General features: G+C 69.0%; 15 protein-coding genes and 1 pseudogene. 5 read left to right on the plus strand and 11 right to left on the minus strand.

Annotated elements, in window-relative coordinates; all coding sequences use genetic code 11:
* Positions 1-31: 31 nt before the first annotated feature.
* The 4 genes and pseudogenes from DFQ14_RS08465 to DFQ14_RS08480 all read right to left on the minus strand — a co-directional run bounded on the left by DFQ14_RS08465 (position 32) and on the right by DFQ14_RS08480 (position 3,497).
* Positions 32-1,003 carry a hypothetical protein gene (locus tag DFQ14_RS08465; RefSeq protein WP_114452569.1) on the minus strand — a complete coding sequence of 324 codons (972 nt, stop codon included), beginning with the start codon at positions 1,001-1,003 and terminating at the stop codon, positions 32-34.
* A 107-nt stretch (positions 1,004-1,110) separates the two neighbouring features.
* Positions 1,111-1,548 (minus strand): archease, encoded by a 438-nt coding sequence (locus DFQ14_RS08470; protein WP_114452571.1) that lies wholly within the window; start codon positions 1,546-1,548, stop codon positions 1,111-1,113.
* Positions 1,545-2,460 (minus strand): annotated as a pseudogene (locus tag DFQ14_RS08475) (RtcB family protein). Before DFQ14_RS08475 ends, DFQ14_RS08470 begins: the two are co-directional and overlap by 4 nt.
* 134 nt (positions 2,461-2,594) lie before the next feature.
* A complete protein-coding gene (locus DFQ14_RS08480) occupies positions 2,595-3,497 on the minus strand; it encodes a sugar phosphate isomerase/epimerase family protein (protein WP_114452572.1) in 903 nt (300 codons plus the stop codon).
* Between the two features lie 287 nt (positions 3,498-3,784).
* Between DFQ14_RS08480 and DFQ14_RS22550 the strand changes: the two genes are divergently transcribed.
* Positions 3,785-5,383 (plus strand): aldo/keto reductase, encoded by a 1,599-nt coding sequence (locus tag DFQ14_RS22550; RefSeq protein WP_158546678.1) that lies wholly within the window; start codon positions 3,785-3,787, stop codon positions 5,381-5,383.
* A gap of 6 nt (positions 5,384-5,389) precedes the next feature.
* On the opposite strand, the gene DFQ14_RS08490 is transcribed toward DFQ14_RS22550, so the two are convergent.
* The 3 genes from DFQ14_RS08490 to DFQ14_RS08500 form a co-directional block, all read right to left on the minus strand.
* A complete protein-coding gene (locus DFQ14_RS08490; RefSeq protein ID WP_476702818.1) occupies positions 5,390-6,985 on the minus strand; it encodes a GMC family oxidoreductase in 1,596 nt (531 codons plus the stop codon).
* A 28-nt stretch (positions 6,986-7,013) separates the two neighbouring features.
* On the minus strand, positions 7,014-7,934 hold the full coding sequence (locus tag DFQ14_RS22265; protein ID WP_158546679.1) for an alpha/beta hydrolase: 921 nt from the start codon (positions 7,932-7,934) through the stop codon (positions 7,014-7,016).
* A gap of 73 nt (positions 7,935-8,007) precedes the next feature.
* On the minus strand, positions 8,008-9,468 hold the full coding sequence (locus tag DFQ14_RS08500; protein ID WP_114452580.1) for a flavin-containing monooxygenase: 1,461 nt from the start codon (positions 9,466-9,468) through the stop codon (positions 8,008-8,010).
* A gap of 122 nt (positions 9,469-9,590) precedes the next feature.
* Between DFQ14_RS08500 and DFQ14_RS08505 the strand changes: the two genes are divergently transcribed.
* A complete protein-coding gene (locus tag DFQ14_RS08505; protein WP_114452582.1) occupies positions 9,591-10,607 on the plus strand; it encodes an AraC family transcriptional regulator in 1,017 nt (338 codons plus the stop codon).
* A gap of 7 nt (positions 10,608-10,614) precedes the next feature.
* On the opposite strand, the gene DFQ14_RS08510 is transcribed toward DFQ14_RS08505, so the two are convergent.
* Positions 10,615-11,451, minus strand: a complete 837-nt coding sequence (locus tag DFQ14_RS08510; RefSeq protein ID WP_246195427.1) for an aldo/keto reductase — start codon at positions 11,449-11,451, stop codon at positions 10,615-10,617.
* A gap of 205 nt (positions 11,452-11,656) precedes the next feature.
* Here DFQ14_RS08510 and DFQ14_RS08515 point away from each other — a divergent pair, with 205 nt between their 5' ends.
* The 3 genes from DFQ14_RS08515 (at position 11,657) to DFQ14_RS08525 (ending at position 14,060) form a co-directional block, all read left to right on the plus strand.
* A complete protein-coding gene (locus DFQ14_RS08515; RefSeq protein ID WP_114452585.1) occupies positions 11,657-12,544 on the plus strand; it encodes an MBL fold metallo-hydrolase in 888 nt (295 codons plus the stop codon).
* Positions 12,545-12,678: 134 nt separating this feature from the next.
* Positions 12,679-13,389 (plus strand): class I SAM-dependent methyltransferase, encoded by a 711-nt coding sequence (locus DFQ14_RS08520; protein WP_158546680.1) that lies wholly within the window; start codon positions 12,679-12,681, stop codon positions 13,387-13,389.
* 176 nt (positions 13,390-13,565) lie between these two features.
* Positions 13,566-14,060 (plus strand): hypothetical protein, encoded by a 495-nt coding sequence (locus DFQ14_RS08525; RefSeq protein WP_246195429.1) that lies wholly within the window; start codon positions 13,566-13,568, stop codon positions 14,058-14,060.
* Between the two features lie 9 nt (positions 14,061-14,069).
* Here DFQ14_RS08525 and DFQ14_RS08530 read toward each other — a convergent pair whose 3' ends face one another.
* The 3 genes from DFQ14_RS08530 to DFQ14_RS08540 all read right to left on the minus strand — a co-directional run bounded on the left by DFQ14_RS08530 (position 14,070) and on the right by DFQ14_RS08540 (position 16,712).
* On the minus strand, positions 14,070-15,038 hold the full coding sequence (locus tag DFQ14_RS08530) for an NAD(P)H-dependent flavin oxidoreductase (RefSeq protein WP_114452588.1): 969 nt from the start codon (positions 15,036-15,038) through the stop codon (positions 14,070-14,072).
* Positions 15,039-15,118: 80 nt separating this feature from the next.
* Complete coding sequence (locus tag DFQ14_RS08535) at positions 15,119-15,865, minus strand: formate/nitrite transporter family protein (protein ID WP_114452845.1); 747 nt, start codon at positions 15,863-15,865, stop codon at positions 15,119-15,121.
* A gap of 400 nt (positions 15,866-16,265) precedes the next feature.
* On the minus strand, positions 16,266-16,712 hold the full coding sequence (locus DFQ14_RS08540; protein WP_114452590.1) for an NUDIX hydrolase: 447 nt from the start codon (positions 16,710-16,712) through the stop codon (positions 16,266-16,268).
* Position 16,713 lies beyond the last annotated feature (1 nt).

Below are 16,713 nucleotides of genomic sequence, written 5' to 3' on the forward strand. Positions count from 1 at the left end.
GGCGCAACGGCCCCTTCGGGAGAAAGGGGGACTACCACCGGAACACCCTCAGGATGAGGACTCCACCGATGGTGACCACCGGCGCCACGAGCGCGAGCGTCAGCAGAATCCCGGTGCGGTGTGCGAGCCGCACCGTCAGGCCGAAGCCGGCGGCGGCCAGTGCCGAAAATAGAGGAACGACCAATGCGTAGCCGAATACCCACTGCCACTGCCACCACAGGCCCCACAGCACCATGCCCACCACGAAAGCCGACGCGATCGAGGTAACGACTGCCAACAGCAGCATCGACGCAGGTCTGGCGACACCGGTCAACCGCATCATGCGGATCAGGAACCACACCTGCACCACCGCGACAACGGTGAGGACGCAATACACGGAAATCACGAGGATCGGGGGCTCCTGCCGGGACGACATGCCCATCCCGAGCATGGAAAGCGCCCAGAACATCAGCGATGACCAGGCGACCAGCACGAAATTGACACCCAGCATTCCGGCGCTTGCGATCGCTCCTCGGGAGGTGGGCCGGGGAATCTCCGGAACGTCGGTGGTGCGGGGTGCGAGCCGCACCACCGAGGCACATCCCACCGCCCCCAGCACCGGAAACGCGAAGGCACCGGTCAGCCGGAGCGGATCCGGCTCCAGCGACGACCACAGCAGCACCCCCGTGACGAGAATCAGTGCCGTCGACACGGCAATGCCCACCAAGAGTGTGGGCACCGGCCGCAGAGTCCCGCACAATCGCAGTACGCGAGCCATGAACCACAGGTGCCCCACCGCTACAGCGGTGACAATGCAGGCGAGGAAAACCGGAAAGATCGTGTCGCGCACACCGTGCTGCGGCGACGAACCCGGTACCACGGACAGTGCGTGCAGTGGAAGTCTGCTCAGCGACCATCCCACCAGCACGAGATTGAACCCCAACAGCGCCGCGGTCCCCATGCACCCCCGCGAGGTGGACCACGGTCTTTCCGAAGCATCGTCGGCACCATCGTGAACGCTCATGCCGGCCACTCCACCAGGCTCCGAACCGCACCCGGCAGAGCGGAACTACTCATCGGGGACCTGTTCTCCCGAAGGTGTCCCGCGCGGTCTTCGATCGCTTCCGGTTTTCACACGTCGATCGTGGCAGCACAGGACCACCCTGTCTCGTGCCTGCGGAACCGGAGCTCGTGCCACGTCACCGCCTTCGGGACCGCGCCGGTGATGTCGACCTGCCGCAGGTCTGCCAGGTGAAAGCGCATCCGGACCCCGCCGTCGCAGGACTCGGCCCCGGCACGGACCGGGAGGCCATCCCGGGTTTCCATGAGGTGGATGACCGTGTCGAGCACGGACACGAGAGTGGCCTCGTCGTCACCGCTCGGGAAGTCGACGGTGACGGTCCAGCTGCCTTCCGGTGGCGGTTCGGCAAAGCTCTCCACCAGACCCGCGACGGCCTCGACGAGGCAGTCCTCGCGATGCGGCGCCCATGCCTCGAGGCGCACGTCGGCCGTGTGCGGCACGTTGCGGTGACCGCGCCGCCGGTGCTCGGGGTCCGGAGAGTGGCTCACCCCTTCACCACTCCCACCGGCACGAGCCGGGCCACCTTGCGGCACAGGTTCGCGCCCTCGGCGGCCTCGACCACCTCGGACACGTCCTTGTACGCGTCCGGGGCTTCCTCGGCCAGGCCACGGGGGGAGGCTCCCCGCACGCGAATTCCGTGCCGCCCGAGTTCCTCGCGCAGGTGCTTGCCGCTGGTCGAGCGGGCCGCCTGGTGCCTGCTGCGAACCCTGCCCGCGCCGTGGCAGGTCGAGAAGAACGCGTCCCCGGACGGTATTCCCTTGAGCACGTAGGAGGCTGTGCCCATCGAGCCGGGGATCAACACGGGCTGGCCGACCGCGCGGAGGTCCGGTGGGAGTTCGGCATGACCTGCGGGCAGGGCGCGGGTGGCTCCCTTCCGGTGCACGCAGACACGGTGCTGCCGACCGTCGAGATCGTGCTGCTCACCATGGCCCTGTTCCACCGCGTAGCGCGATCCGCCCAGCAGCACGTTGCCGAGTTCCCGCTTTCCGGACAGCTTCCACACGGCACCGCGGCCCGCACCGCGGGGGATGGCCGCATCCAGACCCTCCATGATGCGCGGCAGCACCGGTGACAGCTCCGTCCCGGTGAGTTCTCCCGCAAGCAGGCGAACACCGCAGGAGATGTCGAAACCGACGCCTCCGGGGGACACGACGCCGCCATGGTCGACATCGGTCGCCGCAACGCCCCCGATCGGAAAACCGTATCCCAGTGCATGTCGGGCATCGCGTAGGAGGCCCCGACGATCCCCGGCAGGGCGGCAACGTGGGCGACCTGATCGAGAACCTGCTGCTCGCCCGGCTCGGGAAGCAGCGCTCGCGACGCGAAAACCACTCCCGGCACTCGCATGTCCCTCGAGGCTCCATGCGAAAGCGGTACGGGGTTTCCTCGGCAAGTTCCATACCCGACACTCCCCCGCACGTCCGTCTGCCCGTGCACGCCGGAACGGGGCCGGACCACTCCGGGCTACCCGGCAGCCCTGTGCCGCAACCACTCGAGCGATCGGGCGCTCCGGATGCCCGGGCTCATCCGATCCTCATGCCGCGACGAGCGGCCGCAGGGTCCGGCAGGCGATGTCCAGCTCCGCCTGCACATCACCCGGCGTGTCACCTCGGGTCGGGTCCTCGAGCTCGATGGAGATCACCCCGCCGTAGTCGCCCTCGCGGAGGGTGTCGATCACGTGTTTCCAGTCGATCTCGCCGAGCCCGGGAACTCGGTAGCGCCACCATCCCGGCTCGTCCCGCTCGACCACAGGCCCCGGATAGCCGTAGCGGCCGCGGCGTTCGACAAGCACCTCGGCGTCTTTGGCCTGCACGTGGGCGACTCGCCCGACGTACGGGTGCAGCGCCGCTACCGGGTCGATGCCCAGCCCCGGCAGGTGCGAGGGGTCGTAGTTGAGGTACAGCCCGAGGTCGAACAGCCACTCCCACAGTTCGGGCGAGTAGGCGAGATTGCCGGGCAGGCCGTCGGGATGCCAGTCGTGCTTCGGGCAGTTCTCGATCATGAGCCGGACGCCCTGCTCGGTGGCTTGCTCCACGAGCGGCGGGAAGATCCTTTCCGCCTCGGCGAGGTTCTCCGCGACGGTCCGCGTCGGATCCCGGCCGATGAATGTGCCCACCGGGGCGCCACCGAGCCTGCCCGCGGCCGTGATGCACGCCCGGAGGTGCCGGTGAACCCGCTCGCGCTCGTCGGGGTCCGGATGCAGCGGATTGTCATAGTAGGCCAGCGCGGACAGCGTGCAGCCGTGCCGCGCGATTTCCGAACGCACCCACTCGGTGCCCTGCCCGGCCGGGTGGGTGGCGTCGACATGGCTCGGCGCCTGGCTGCCCGGAGGCCAGGCGGCCACCTCGAGCGCCTCGAGCCCGGCGGCTTTCGCCCGCTCGGCGACGCCGGTGAGGCTCTCGTCGGGCAGGGACGCCGTGAGCAGTCCGAGCTTCATCGGAACAGCTCCGCAGGCACCGTGCCCGGAGATGATCGGGAAAGCATCATGCCCTGCGGTTACCCACGGGCGCGCGCCGCTTACACCGTGCCGATGCGGGGTGCGCGAGGCTCCCGCGGCCATACGAAAACAGCGGGGTCGGCCGGAGCACCGGCTGTTCTTCGCTTCCCGCTGCGGCACGGAACGCGCGAACCGGGCGATCGGGCTGGATACCGTCGATGTCGACGACGAGCGGGAAGCGGGGTAGCCGGTTGCCGCCCCGGGTTTTTCCGTCGAGAGAGGAAGGGATGTCCGCGCTCACCACGACCATTCCCCCCGGTGTCTTCTCCGGACCTGCCCTGCTGGCCCTGGCCGGCCCACCCGGTTCGGGCAAGTCCACCCTCGCGGCGGCCTATGCCGCGCAGTTGGGCGAGCAGGCTCGCGTGCTGAGCCTGGATGCCTACCGGGCGCGCCTGTCGCCCTGGGGCGAGGAAGCCGATCAGGCCGCCACACCACGCGCCATCCGAGCGCTGCACTCCGACCTGGACCGGCACCTCGCCGCGGGTCGGGTGGTCATCGTCGATGCCACCAATGCCCGGGCCGGGGACCGCAGGAAACTGCTGCGCATCGCCCGGGAGCAGGCAGCGGTCGCCGCCGCGGTCCTGGTGCTGCCGCCCCTGTCGGTCTGTCTGGAACGCAACGCCCGCCGCGATGCCACCGTCGGCGCCAGCGGCCACGCGCCACGCGTGCCCGACCGGGTCATCGCCACCATGCACGCGACCCTCACGGCGAACTGGCCCCCGGAGCGCGAAGGCTGGGACATTCTCACCGAGGCATCATCCCGTCGAACACCACCGTCCCGAATATCGCCGCAACGAGCCGATCCGGCCCCGCAAGACCCGGCTGTGGGCGTGCACACCACCGCGCCGGATTCCTCGCGTGAGACCGCCGCACTGCGGGTACGCCAGGAGGTGGCTGCCACGAACGTCGAGGGGAAACGCATGAACACTCCGTCGCCCGCAGGCAAAGCAGGCACCATCACGATCGGTGGTGATCTCACGGTCAACCGGTTCGGCTACGGCGCGATGCGCCTGACCGGACCCGGCATCTGGGGTCCCCCCGCCGATCGCGAGGCGGCGAAGAACGTCCTGCGCCACGCCGTCGAGCAGGGCGTCACCTTCATCGACACCGCCGACAGCTACGGCCCCGACATCAACGAGGAACTGATCGCCGAAGCCTTGCGCCCCTACCCCGACGACCTGGTCATCGCCACCAAGGTCGGGTTGCTGCGCACCGGTCCGAGCGAGTGGCATCCCTTCGCCCGCCCCGACTACCTGCGCCAGCAGGCCGAGACATCCCGCCGGCGCCTGGGCGTCGAGCGGATCGACCTGTGGCAACTGCACCGCATCGACCCAGGTACTCCCGAACACGACCAGTTCGCCGCTCTCAAAGCCCTCCAGGACGAGGGCGTGGTGCGCCACCTCGGGCTTTCCGAGATCGACGTGGACACCCTGGACCGAGCTCTGGAGTTCGGGCTCGACATCGCCACCGTCCAGAACCGCTACAACATCGTCGTCCGCGAATCCGAGTCGGTGCTGGAACGGTGCGAGCAGCTCGGCATCGCCTTCATCCCCTGGTTTCCCATCGCCCAGGGCATCCTCGCCGAACCGGGCAACTCGTTCTCCGACACCGCCACCCGGCACGGCGTCAGCACCGCCCAGCTGTCGCTGGCCTGGCTGCTGCACCGTTCACCGGCGATCCTGCCGATCCCCGGCACCAGCTCGGTGGAGCATCTCGACGAGAACATCGCCGCCGCCGCGATCACGCTCAACGACGAGGAGTTCGAGGAACTCGACGCCCTCGGCCGCTCCGTGGCCCAGGAGTTCGACGTACCCGCGGGAGCGTGAGCCGGTTCAGCGCGGCGATGCGTCGCGGATCAGGTCCGCGGCCCGCTCGCCGATCACGATCGACGGTGCGTTGGTGTGCCCGCGGATCACCGTGGGCATCACCGAGGCGTCCGCGATCCGCAGCCGCTCCACCCCGCGCACCCGCAATTCGGGATCGACCACGGAATCCGCGTCGCGGCCCATCCGGCACGTGCTCGTCGGGTGATACAGGGTTTGGGAGTGCTGCTCGATCGCGGCGCTCCGGGCCTCGGCCGTGCCCAGCTCCCCGGCGGGTTGCAGCAGCTCGCCGACGTGGTCGGCCAGCGGTGGCGTGGCCAGCACGCGCTCCACGATCCGCATGCCGTCCTCGAGCGTGCGCCGGTCCGTGCCCTGCGGATCCGTCAGATACCGGGGATCGACCTTGGCGGGGGCGAGCGGGTCGGCCGAGCCGAGCCGCACGGTTCCCCGGCTTTCCGGCCTCAGCAGCACGGCGACCGCGGTGACACCGTGCTGCGAGGGGGCCGCCAACCCCTCTGCCAGAAACGGCACGGGAACGAACACGATCTCGATGTCGGGATGCTGCAGGGCCGGGTCGGTGCGCACGAACCCGTACGCCTCGGCGACGTTGGAGGCGAGCATCCCGCGGCGTGTGGTGAGGTAGCGCAGCAGCTGACGCGGGCTTTCCGCGGCGAACATCGTGGCGGTGGAATTGGTACCTGCGACGAAACCCGCGGTGAGGTGGTCCTGCAGGTTCGCACCGACCTCCGGGCTGTCGGCGAGCACCTCGACACCGAACTCCCGCAGGTGCTCGGCCGGGCCGATCCCGGACGACTGCAGCATCTGCGGGGTGTTGACCGCACCGCCGCTGAGGATCACCTCCGCGTCGGCCCGCACCGCTTCCCGGCGGTCCCCGCGCAGATACTCCACCCCGACGGCCCGCCGGCCTTCGAAGAGCACCCGGGTGACCTGCGCGCCCGGGCGCACCACGAGGTTGCGCCTGCGGCGTGCCGGGCGCAGGTACCCGTCGACGGTGCTCCAACGACGACCGTTGTGCACCGAGACCATCGTTTCGGCCATGCCGTCCGCGCACGCGCCGTTGACACTCCGGGTCCGGGGGATGCCTGCCTGCTCGCAGGCGGCGAGGAACTCCGCGGTCAGCGGGTTGGGATCCCGTTGCCTGCCGACGCGCATGGGTCCGCCGCGACCCTGATGTTCACCGTCCGGGCGTTCGGTGTCCTCGATGCGGCGGAAGTAGTCGAGAACGGACTCGAAGTTCCAGCCGGGGCCGGCGAGCTCGCCCCACTCATCGTAGTCGGCCGCCAGCCCGCGCACCCACATCATCGCGTTGATCGAGGAGCAGCCGCCGAGTACCCGGCCGCGCGGCCAGAACAGTCTGCGGTGGCCCAGTTGCGGCTGCGGCTCGGTGTCGTAGGTCCAGTCGTACGGGCCGCGGAACAGCTTCGCGAAGGCCGCCGGGATGTGCAGGTTCATCGCGCGGTCCCGGGGGCCGGCTTCCAGCAGCAGCACGCGCTTGCTCGGGTCCTCGCTGAGGCGGGCGGCCAGTGCCGCCCCCGCCGATCCCGACCCCACCACCACGTAGTCGTGCCGTTCGTCCACTGTAATCCTCCTCGATCGCGGCACCGGAGTGCGTTCACGCCGTGTGCAGTGCGGCGTGCACTTCGCCGCCGAATGCCGCCACCGCCTCGTCGGCGTCGGGCAGCAGGCCGGCGAAGAGCTGGAAATCGTGCCACAGCCCCGGGAAACGCCGGTAGCTGCGCAGGGTTCCGGCCTCGTCGGCTCGCCGGGCGAGCCGCTCGGCATCGCTGAACAGGATGTCGTCGGTGCCCGCCTGGATCAGCAGCGGCGGCAGGTGCGCCGGGTCGGTCCGCAACGGGGAGAGTTCCGGGTGTTCGGCGGACTCGAACCTGCGATACCCCACCGCGCATTCGCGCAGCCACGTCTCCCGCAGCAACGGGTCCCGACCGGCTCGGGTGCGCAGAGAATCCCCGGTGAAGGTGAGATCGACCCACGGCGAGAGCAGCCCGAGCAACTCGGGCACATCCACACCGATATCGCGCAACCGCCCTGCGGCCGCCAGCGCGATTCCGGCCCCTGCCGAGTCCCCGGCGAGAACCAGTCGTCGCACGCCGGTGGCCTGCACACCGCGGACGAAGGCCACGGCATCGTCCACCGCGGCCGGATACGGGTGTTCCGGAGCGCGCCGGTAGTCCGGCACGAACACCCGACTCCCGCAGCATTCCGCGATCCGCGCGGCCAGCGTGCGGTACGCGAACGACGAACCGGTCACGTAGCCACCGCCGTGCAGGTACACCACGGCGGTGTGCGGCTCGCTGCGCTCGGGGACCAGCACGCGCCCCGGTACTCCCGACAGGACACCGCGTCCGGCACGAACACCGGCCGGCATCGGCAGAGCCAGCGCCGAAGCGTCCAGCCAGCGGCGTTGCAGCGTGGGAGACACGCCCGCTTTCAGGGCCGGGCGCAGCGCGGCACGCACCGCGGCACGCACCGCGGCACGCACCGGGGCACGCACCGGGGACGGGGGAAGCTTCACGGACAATGTTCCTCCGCTTTCGGCTGGGGGCATTCCGGGCTCGGGTTGTGCGGTGGTGCAGGAGACCACGGCACTACCGGGCGTGTTCGTACTCGGCGGGATCGAGAGAGCGAGTCAGGCGCCGGTATGCCAGCACCGAGGAGGGCCAGTTGTTGGCGTTGCGCCCGTTGTCGGCGATGTACCAGCTGTCACAGCCGGTGCTGAACACGGTGTTGCGCAGCCGTCGCTGGACGTGCTCGTCGAATTCCCGCAGCGCGGGAACGCGCACGTCGAGGTAGCGCAACCTCCGGGTGTGCAGGCGCTGCAGCGCATCGAGCACGTAGGCGATCTGGCTCTCGATCATGTAGATGATCGAGTTGTGGCCGAGGTTCGTGTTCGGCCCGTAGAGCAGGAAGAAGTTGGGAAAGCCGGGGACCGTGATCCCCAGGTGCGCCCGGGCACCGTCCCGCCATTCCTCGTCGAGGTCGCGTCCGCCACGGCCGAGGACACGCATCGGGGTCAGGAAGTCCTGCGTGCGGAACCCGGTGGCGTAGACGAGCACGTCGAGCTCGTGCACCCGGCCGTCGTCGGTGCGCACACCCTCCGGAACGATCTCGCGGACGGAGTCGGTCACCAGGGCCAGGTTCGCGCGGTTCATGGCGGGGTGGAAGTCGCTCGAGACCAGCACCCGCTTGCACCCGATCCGGTAATCCGGGGTGAGCGCGGCACGCCGGTCCGGATCCGGTACCTGCCTGCGCAGTCTGCGCCGGAACAGCACCTCGGAGACACGCAGCATCCGCGGCGCGTAACCGAAGCCGAGGACACGGGCCTCGTGCTGGGCGAACAGCTTGGCACGGCCGAGTTTCTGCAGCAGCGGAAAGCGGGCGAACAGCCGACGCTGCCACGCCGGATACGCACGGTCGGGCCGGGGCACCAGGTACGGCGGCGTGCGTTGGAACAGCCGCAGTTCGTGCACCGAGTCCACCAGGGCCGGAACCACCTGCACCGCTGTCGCCCCGGTCCCGATGACGCCGACGCGCTTGCCGGTCAGATCCTGCCGGTGGTCCCAACGTGCGGTGTGAAAGGCGGGCCCGGCGAAGGTGTCCCGGCCGAGCAGGTCCGGCAGTGCCGGGATGCGCAACTGCCCGCACGCACTGACGAGCGCATCGATCTCGATCGTCTCGCCGCCTTCGGTGGTCAGCCTCCAGTGCCCGCGTTGCTCGTCGAATTCGGCCGTGGCGATGCCGGTACCGAAACGGATGTGCGCGCCGAGCCCGTACTTGTGCACGCAGTGCCGCAAGTAGTCCAGGATCTCCGGTTGCGTCGCGTACCGGCGGGTCCAGTCCGGTTTCGGTTCGAACGAGAACGAGTACAGGTGCGAGGGGATGTCGCAGGCCGCACCCGGGTAGGTGTTGTCCCGCCACACCCCACCGAGGTCTGCTTCCCGCTCGAAGACGGTCACCGGATATCCGGCCTGCTTGAGACGGATGGCCATACCGATCCCGGCGAAGCCGGCGCCGATGATCGCCACCGTCGGTTTCGTCGTCGACCGCATCGAGCTCTCCTCGCCATCGCTGTCGGTGCAGGACGACTCGTCACGCTAGCCAACCGAGACGTTGTGTTCCATGGCACAATCGGCCAGCGAATTGTGTTTTTCGGCCACACGTGAGGGGGTACATGTCGAACTGGCGCATGCCGCGCAGCATCACCAGCGCCCATCTGCTCACCCGGCTCGCCGGCGAATACGACGTTCCGCCCGCACGCTGTCTGCACGGCACCGGCATCGACGAGGCGGCACTGGAGAATCCGCACGCCGAAATCGAGTCCGTCCAGGAACTGGCTCTGATTCACAACCTCGTGTCCGAACTCGACGAGGTCCCCGGTCTCGGGGTCATCGCTGGCGACCGCTACCACCTGAGCACCTACGGGTTCTGGGGGTTCGCCGTCTCCAGCAGGTCCACCCTGCGCTCGGCCGTGTCATTCGGGATGCGCTACTACCAGCTCACCTACGCGTTCTGCGAGATGACCACCAGCGAGGACAGCGAGGAACTGCGCTACACGGTGCACGACGCCCACCTGCCCCCGGAGGTGCGCGCCTTCCTGGTGGAACGCGACATCACCGCCGCACTGCGGATACACGCCGAGGGGCTGGGGCTCACCTTCGCCCCGCACAGCCTCGGGTTCCGGACTCCGCGACCCTCCGACATCCGGCCGCATCGGCAACTGCTGGGGACCACACCGGCTTTCGAGCAGCCGGACAACCACTACGGCATTCCCCGGCGCTATCTCGATCAGCCGCTACCGCAGGCCAACAGCCACACCACCGCCCTGTGCGAAGCGCAGTGCGAGCAGCTCCTGCGCTCGCGCAGTCTTCCTGCCGACGCGGCCAGCCAGGTCCGCACCATGCTCGCCGGCTACCACGGTCCGCCCCCGAAACTGCCGGACATGGCCCGGGAGTTCAATGTCAGCACGCGGACCCTGCGCCGCAAACTCGCCGAGCACGGCGTCACCTACCGCGACCTGGTGGCCCAGTCCCGTCGGCGCCGCGCGGTGGAGTTGCTCGCCGCCGGTGAGCTGACCGTCGCGCAGGTCGCCGCCGAACTCGGCTACACCGAGACCGCCACCTTCGTGCACGCGTTCAAACGCTGGCACGGGATGTCACCCCGCCGATTCGCGGCACAGCACCGCCGCTGAACACCGGTCAGTGCCCGAAGACGTCGGAGTCGGGTGCGGGTTCCTCGCCGCTGTCCAATGCGGAAAGCCGCGCGATGTCGTCGGAGTCGAGAGCGAAGTCGAACACGTCGATGTTCTGCCCGATCCGCTGCGCATCGGCCGACTTGGGAACAACGGCCAGACCGAGCTCGACATGCCAACGCAGAACGATCTGAGCAGGTGTCCTGCCATATCGCCGGGCGAGTTCGGCGATGACCGGCTCCTCCAGCAGGTCACCACCCCGCCCGATCGGGCTCCACGACTCGGTGAGAATGCCGTATCCGGCATGGAACTCGCGCAGACCGGCACGGGTGGCCCGAGGGTGCAGCTGGATCTGGTTGACATCGGGCACCACCCCGGTCTCGGACACGATCCGATCCAGATGAGCCGGCTTGAAATTCGACGTGCCGATCGCACGAACGCGACCCTGCCGCAGCAGCTCGACAAGACCCGCGAAGGCCTCGACATAGCGATCCTGCTCCGGATTCGGCCAGTGAATCAGCAGCAGATCGATGTAGTCCACACCCAACCGCTCGGCACTGGCCTCGAAAGCCCGACGCGCACCGTCGACACTGTGCCACCGGCGATTGAACTTGGTGGTGACGAAAATGTCCTCACGCGCCACGGCGCTACCGGCGATCCCCCGACCGACCCCGACCTCGTTGTCGTAGTTCTCGGCCGTGTCGACCAGGCGATATCCCGAATCGAGGGCACGCCGAACCGCGACCTCGACATCAGCATCATCCAACGGCCAGGTTCCCAAACCGAGTTGCGGCATCCGGGCCCCGTTGACCAACTCCACAAGCGGCGCGGCAGCAGTATCCATCGCGGTCATTGTCTCCCGCGCCCCGCGGACAGGAGCCAAGCGGGGCCGGAAAACGACCAGGCGCGGACATGCCACATCGAAGGCCGTGACGGCAGGCGTTGACGTCCACGGGTTCGCCGCGTCAGGCTCTGACGATGGGATGATCCGCACCCTCCCACGGTCTCGGGTGGCCGCCACCGAGGTGCGACAACGGAAAGGACCTGCCGTGCCCGCAGAACCGGTTGTGCAGTCATTGACCGCGAACGTGACGGCCTACCTGCAGCTACCGGGCGGGTGGTTCCTCAACAATGCGGGCTGGATCACCGGGCCGGACCGGACCCTGCTGGTGGATACCTGCGCCACCGAAGCACGGTCCCGGCGCCTGCTGAAGGCCGCCGGCCCCACAGGCAACCCGATCTCGGCCGTGCTCACCCACGCCCACGGCGACCACGCCCACGGCGCCGGGCTCGTGGCCGCCGCCGGTGGGTCGGTCATGGCCTCCGCCGCGGCCGCAGCCGAGATCACCACCGGACCCCACACCCATCCGGGGGTGTTCGAATGCTCGACCTGGGGTGACATCGCACCTCCGGAGCACATCGACACCATCACCGCACCGACTCACATCGATCTCGGCGGACCGAGTGCCGAGATCCTCCCGGTGCCCACGCGGGCTCACACCGACGGCGACCTCGTCGTCTGGCTTCCCCGCGAGGGAATCCTGTTCACCGGCGATCTCGTCTTCGCCGATGTCACCCCGCTGGCCCTGCACGGCTCGATCACCGGGTGGCTCGAGACCCTGGACTGGCTGGCCGGCTTCGAAGCCACCACCCTCGTACCCGGTCACGGCCCGCTCGACCCACACGGCCGGTCGCTGCCCGCCGTCCGCGCCTACCTGCAGTGGCTGCTGGACGCCGTCGACGGCACCGACCACCCGGACTTCGACGCCCTGGAAACCCGGGCCCGTGCCCTGTGGTCCGACTGGCACGAACCCGAACGCCACGCCGCCAACCTCCGTGTGGCCCACGCCGAAACCCACCGGTATCCCCCTGATGTGGCGGTGGCGGCCCAGGCGATGCTGCAGTCGGCGGGCGGCCCCATCCCGCTCGCCCTGTAACGGGAGGGATCGTCACCGGTCGGTTTCTCGCCGGCTCTCTTCCACGCTGGTCCCGGCAGGGCACCGCGCCGGTTCGGCGACACCCCGGCCGGGTAGGCAACAGAGGACGAGGCATCCGGCAGGATGGTGCATCGGTGAGTCGAACACGGGACAAGGCGCAGCAGGCCCAGCGAGCACGGCCCGACGGCGAAACACGGCCGCGGACGAACCCGCGGTACGACGTCGTCACGGGCGAGATCACGGTGCACGGCGGGAAGGTGCGGTTCGCCCACCCGCGGCAAGGCACGGACCTGCTCTACGAGGACAACAACGACGACATCCAGTTCCCGCCGTACTGGGCCGAACTGTGGCCCAGCGGCATCGAACTGGCACACGCGGTCTCGGAACGCACGCTCGACGGCCTGTCGGTGCTCGAACTCGGCTGCGGTCTCGGGCTGCCCAGCATCGCCGCGGCACTGGCCGGGGGGCACGTGCTGGCCACCGACCGCTCGGAGGATGCACTCGCCTTCACCACCGCCAATGCACACCGCAACGGCGTGACCGTGGAAACCGCGGAAGGCTCCTGGCAACAGCCGGAACCGTTGATCGCGCGAGCACCGTGGCAGCTCGTTCTCGCCGCGGATGTCCTCTACGAGCAGCGCAACGTCTCCTGGCTGCGCACGCTGCTGCCCGAGCTGGTCGACACCTCCGGTGAGGTCTGGCTCGCCGATCCGAAGCGCCCGCACGCCGACGAGTTCCTCGCCGAGGCCGCCACCGACTGGCATGTTTCGACCGCGGACACGCGGATTCCCACCGTGAACATTCACTGCCTGCGGCGCCGATCGTCTCGTTCCGGGACGGATTGAATTCGACCGGCACTGAAGTTACTGTTCGCACTATCTCAGTAGCTCGCGCAGCGGTGTCTCCGGTTCCGTGCTCCGGGAAAGCTCGGGGTGCTCACCGATGCGGCAGCGGCCGCAGCCCTGCGACGCTCGATCGAGCAAGGTAGCCACCGGCGCTTCACGGTGGCCTACGAGCGTGGATGGGACGCACCATGCGCATGACCCACACCGACCGGGCCACCGGCACGGTTTCCCTGTCTCTTCCGGTGACCGTGCTGCTGGCGGCACTGGCCGTTCCCCGGGTCGTCGTGCACGACCTGGGACTGGCCGGCCCCGGGCCACTCAACACCCTGCTGGTCTTCCTGCCACCGATCGTCTGGCTGGTGGTCGTGCTCCGGGCGCGAGTCACCAACCCGTTCTTCGCGCTACTGGTGGTCGGACTGGTGTACGGGCTGTTCCTGGCAGCCGGACATCAGCTCTTCTGGCACGAAACGTTCGGCGATGATCCACCCGCGCTGGGCGGCAACCTGGCAGGGGCACTTCCCGCCGGCCTCGAAGTGTTCGTCCTGCGCGCGTTCGCGGTGCTCAGCAGCATCGCCACCGGAGCACTCGTCGGCGCGATCACCGGCGCATTCGGCTGGGCACTGAGCAAGGGTCTCCACGCGCCGAGAAACCGGAAGCGACGCTCCCGCTGAGCACCGGGATTACCGGACGAGCCCTCCGAGGATCACTTCCGCCCGGTCGGCGATGTCGGTGACGATGTCGGCGGCGGGCAGTACGGAATCGACGAGGCCCGCCGCCTGACCGACGAAGACGTTGGCGATGTCGTAGTCACGCTCGGCGACGGCCCGCCGGTATTCGGCGGCGGCGTTCCCGAGATCGCGCTGCAACTCGGATTCCGCACCGTGCCACCGGGACACGAAGTCGTTGCCGAGCGTGTTGACGGTGTGTCCCTCCGGCCACGGGTAGCCCCGCACGATGTCGTAAACCGTGGTCCGGCAGGTGTCCTCACCCGTGGCGCCCACCGCGTGGTCCCGGGCCTGCGGGGTGCTCAGGGCTTCCGCGGCCAGGTAGAAGCGAGTCCCGACCAGAGCACCGGAAGCTCCCAGCGTCAGTGCCGCCGCCAGTCCACGACCGTCGGCGATTCCTCCCGCCGCCAGGACCACCGCCTCCGAACCGCGCCGGTCGACCAGGTCGGCGAGTTCCGGGACCAGCGTCAGCGTGGTCCGGGAACCGTAGCCGTGACCGCCGGCTTCGGTGCCCTGCGCCACGAGAACATCGGCGCCCACGTCCAGTGCGCGTTCGGCCTGGCCGCGATTCTGGACCTGGCACAGCAGCACCGCGCCGGAGGCTCTGACCCGCTCCGCGAACGGGGCCGGGTCCCCGAACGACAGCATCACGGCCACCGGATCGCGCTCCAGGGCCACATCGAGCAGATCCGGTTGCCGGGCCAGCGACCAGGTGATGAAACCGCAGCCCACCCGGGCTCCCGCGGCGGCGTCGAACTCGCGAGTCAACCAGTTCGCGTCGCCGTATCCGCCACCGATCAGACCGAGCCCTCCGGCACGGCTGACAGCAGCCGCCAGTTCACCACCCGAGACATCACCCATGGGCGCCAGCACGATCGGGTGCTCGACACCGAGAAGTTCGGTGGCCCGTGTCGCGATCGACATCCGAAACCCTCCACACACTCCGTAGAACCCGGCCGAGCCTATCGCCCACCGGTCCTCGTTCCCGGAATGCGAGACGCGCGTCAGCTGTGCCGCCACTCGTGGATGCGGGTGTAGCCGCGGATGAGCCGCAGGGCGGTGGTGATGCCGACGCCACCGATGATGTTGCCCAACATCGCCCAGCCGAACCACAGAATCCAGTCCGCGTACCCGTACCCGGCTCCGGCGTGGATCCCGCCGAAGATGAGCAGCGAGTCCAGCACGGAGTGATGCATGCCGGTACCGACGATGAGAAAGCCGGTGACCGCGCTGGCGGCCAGTTTCGCCATGTCGCTGTCGGTGCCGTTGTGCATGCGGGTCATCAGCGTGATGGTGCTGCCCGCGAGGATGGCCAGACAAAAGCTCTGCGGTGATATGCCCGCATGGACGAACTCACCTCCCGTCTCGATGGCCGTCGAGCGGATCTCGGGAAAGGCGGTGATCACGATTCCCATGAAGATCCAGCCGCCGAGGAGGTTGCCCACCAGCGTGCCCGCCCAGAAACGCGCCAGGCGCCGCCATGTGGCCTGCCGGGCGGCCACGACCACGATCGGCACGAGGAAACCTTCGGTGAACAGCTCGGCATGACCGAGCAGCAACGCGATCAGCGCGACCGAGAAGGCCAACCCGGCCAGCAGGGAACTGCCCGTGCTCTGCTGGACGGTGAGCAGGGCGAGCACACCCAGGGCCACTTCCACCCCGGCGACGAGCGCGGTGGCCAGTAACTGCGGCCACGTTCGGTGCAGGCGAGGGCGCCCCTGCTCGATGATCCGATCGATGGCACGGTTCACCTCGTTCTCGCGCAATCGCCACTGGCCTCGCGTCTCGCGCGAGGTATCGGTGCGGGCGGGCTGCTCCGTCTGCTTGGTGATCACGACCTACCTGTGTTCGTCTCGAAGGGTTCCTGCTTGTTTCTCGGACATCCCGATTCCGGGCGCGCGCGGTCGCGAACGCCTTGTGGCTACCGAAAAGATGGGGAATTTCGCCGGTCGGCGATACAGCTGCGCGACCCGCGGACGGCCAGTGTGGCAGAGCCTTCCGCCGGGAACGCAAAGCCCCCACAGGGGGTGAGTGCGCGACGATCACGCGGCAGTCGCCCGTACCGGATCCGACGAGCAGTGGGTGCCCGCTGAGAAGGTCACCGGCCTCCGACAAGCGGTGCGGCAGGCGGGTGTCGCCGGGTATCGGCCACTACGTGTTGGCGGGATGGAAGTGTTGACGGATCAGCACGGCGGCTTCCGCGCTGATCGGGTACTCGTCGGAGGGACCGACCCACATGTGGGCCTCGTGTTCGCTCAGGTCCACCTCATCGACGCCGGTGACGGTAACCGACCAGGTGTGCCTGCGGGTGTGCATGCCACTGTCGGAGGTGTAGTCGAAGGCGCCGAGATAACCGAGGACCTCGGAGACCACCAGACCGGTTTCCTCGGTGATCTCGCGGCGCAGGGCGGTCATGAGGTCCTCACCGGGTTCGACGGCACCGGAGGGCAGTTCCCATTCCCCACTCCGGACGTCTTCCGCGGGGCGCTGCAGCAGCAGGACGGATCCCTCGTGGTCGACGACCGCACCGACCGCCTGCTGCTGGACGCCGTCTTCGGCATCCAGCCGGGTCAAGTCGGTGACCTCGGGCAATCCCATA

Origin of the sequence: Halopolyspora algeriensis, assembly GCF_003337235.1 — a bacterium.
In the GTDB taxonomy this organism is placed as follows: Bacteria; Actinomycetota; Actinomycetes; order Mycobacteriales; family Pseudonocardiaceae; genus Haloactinomyces; species Haloactinomyces algeriensis.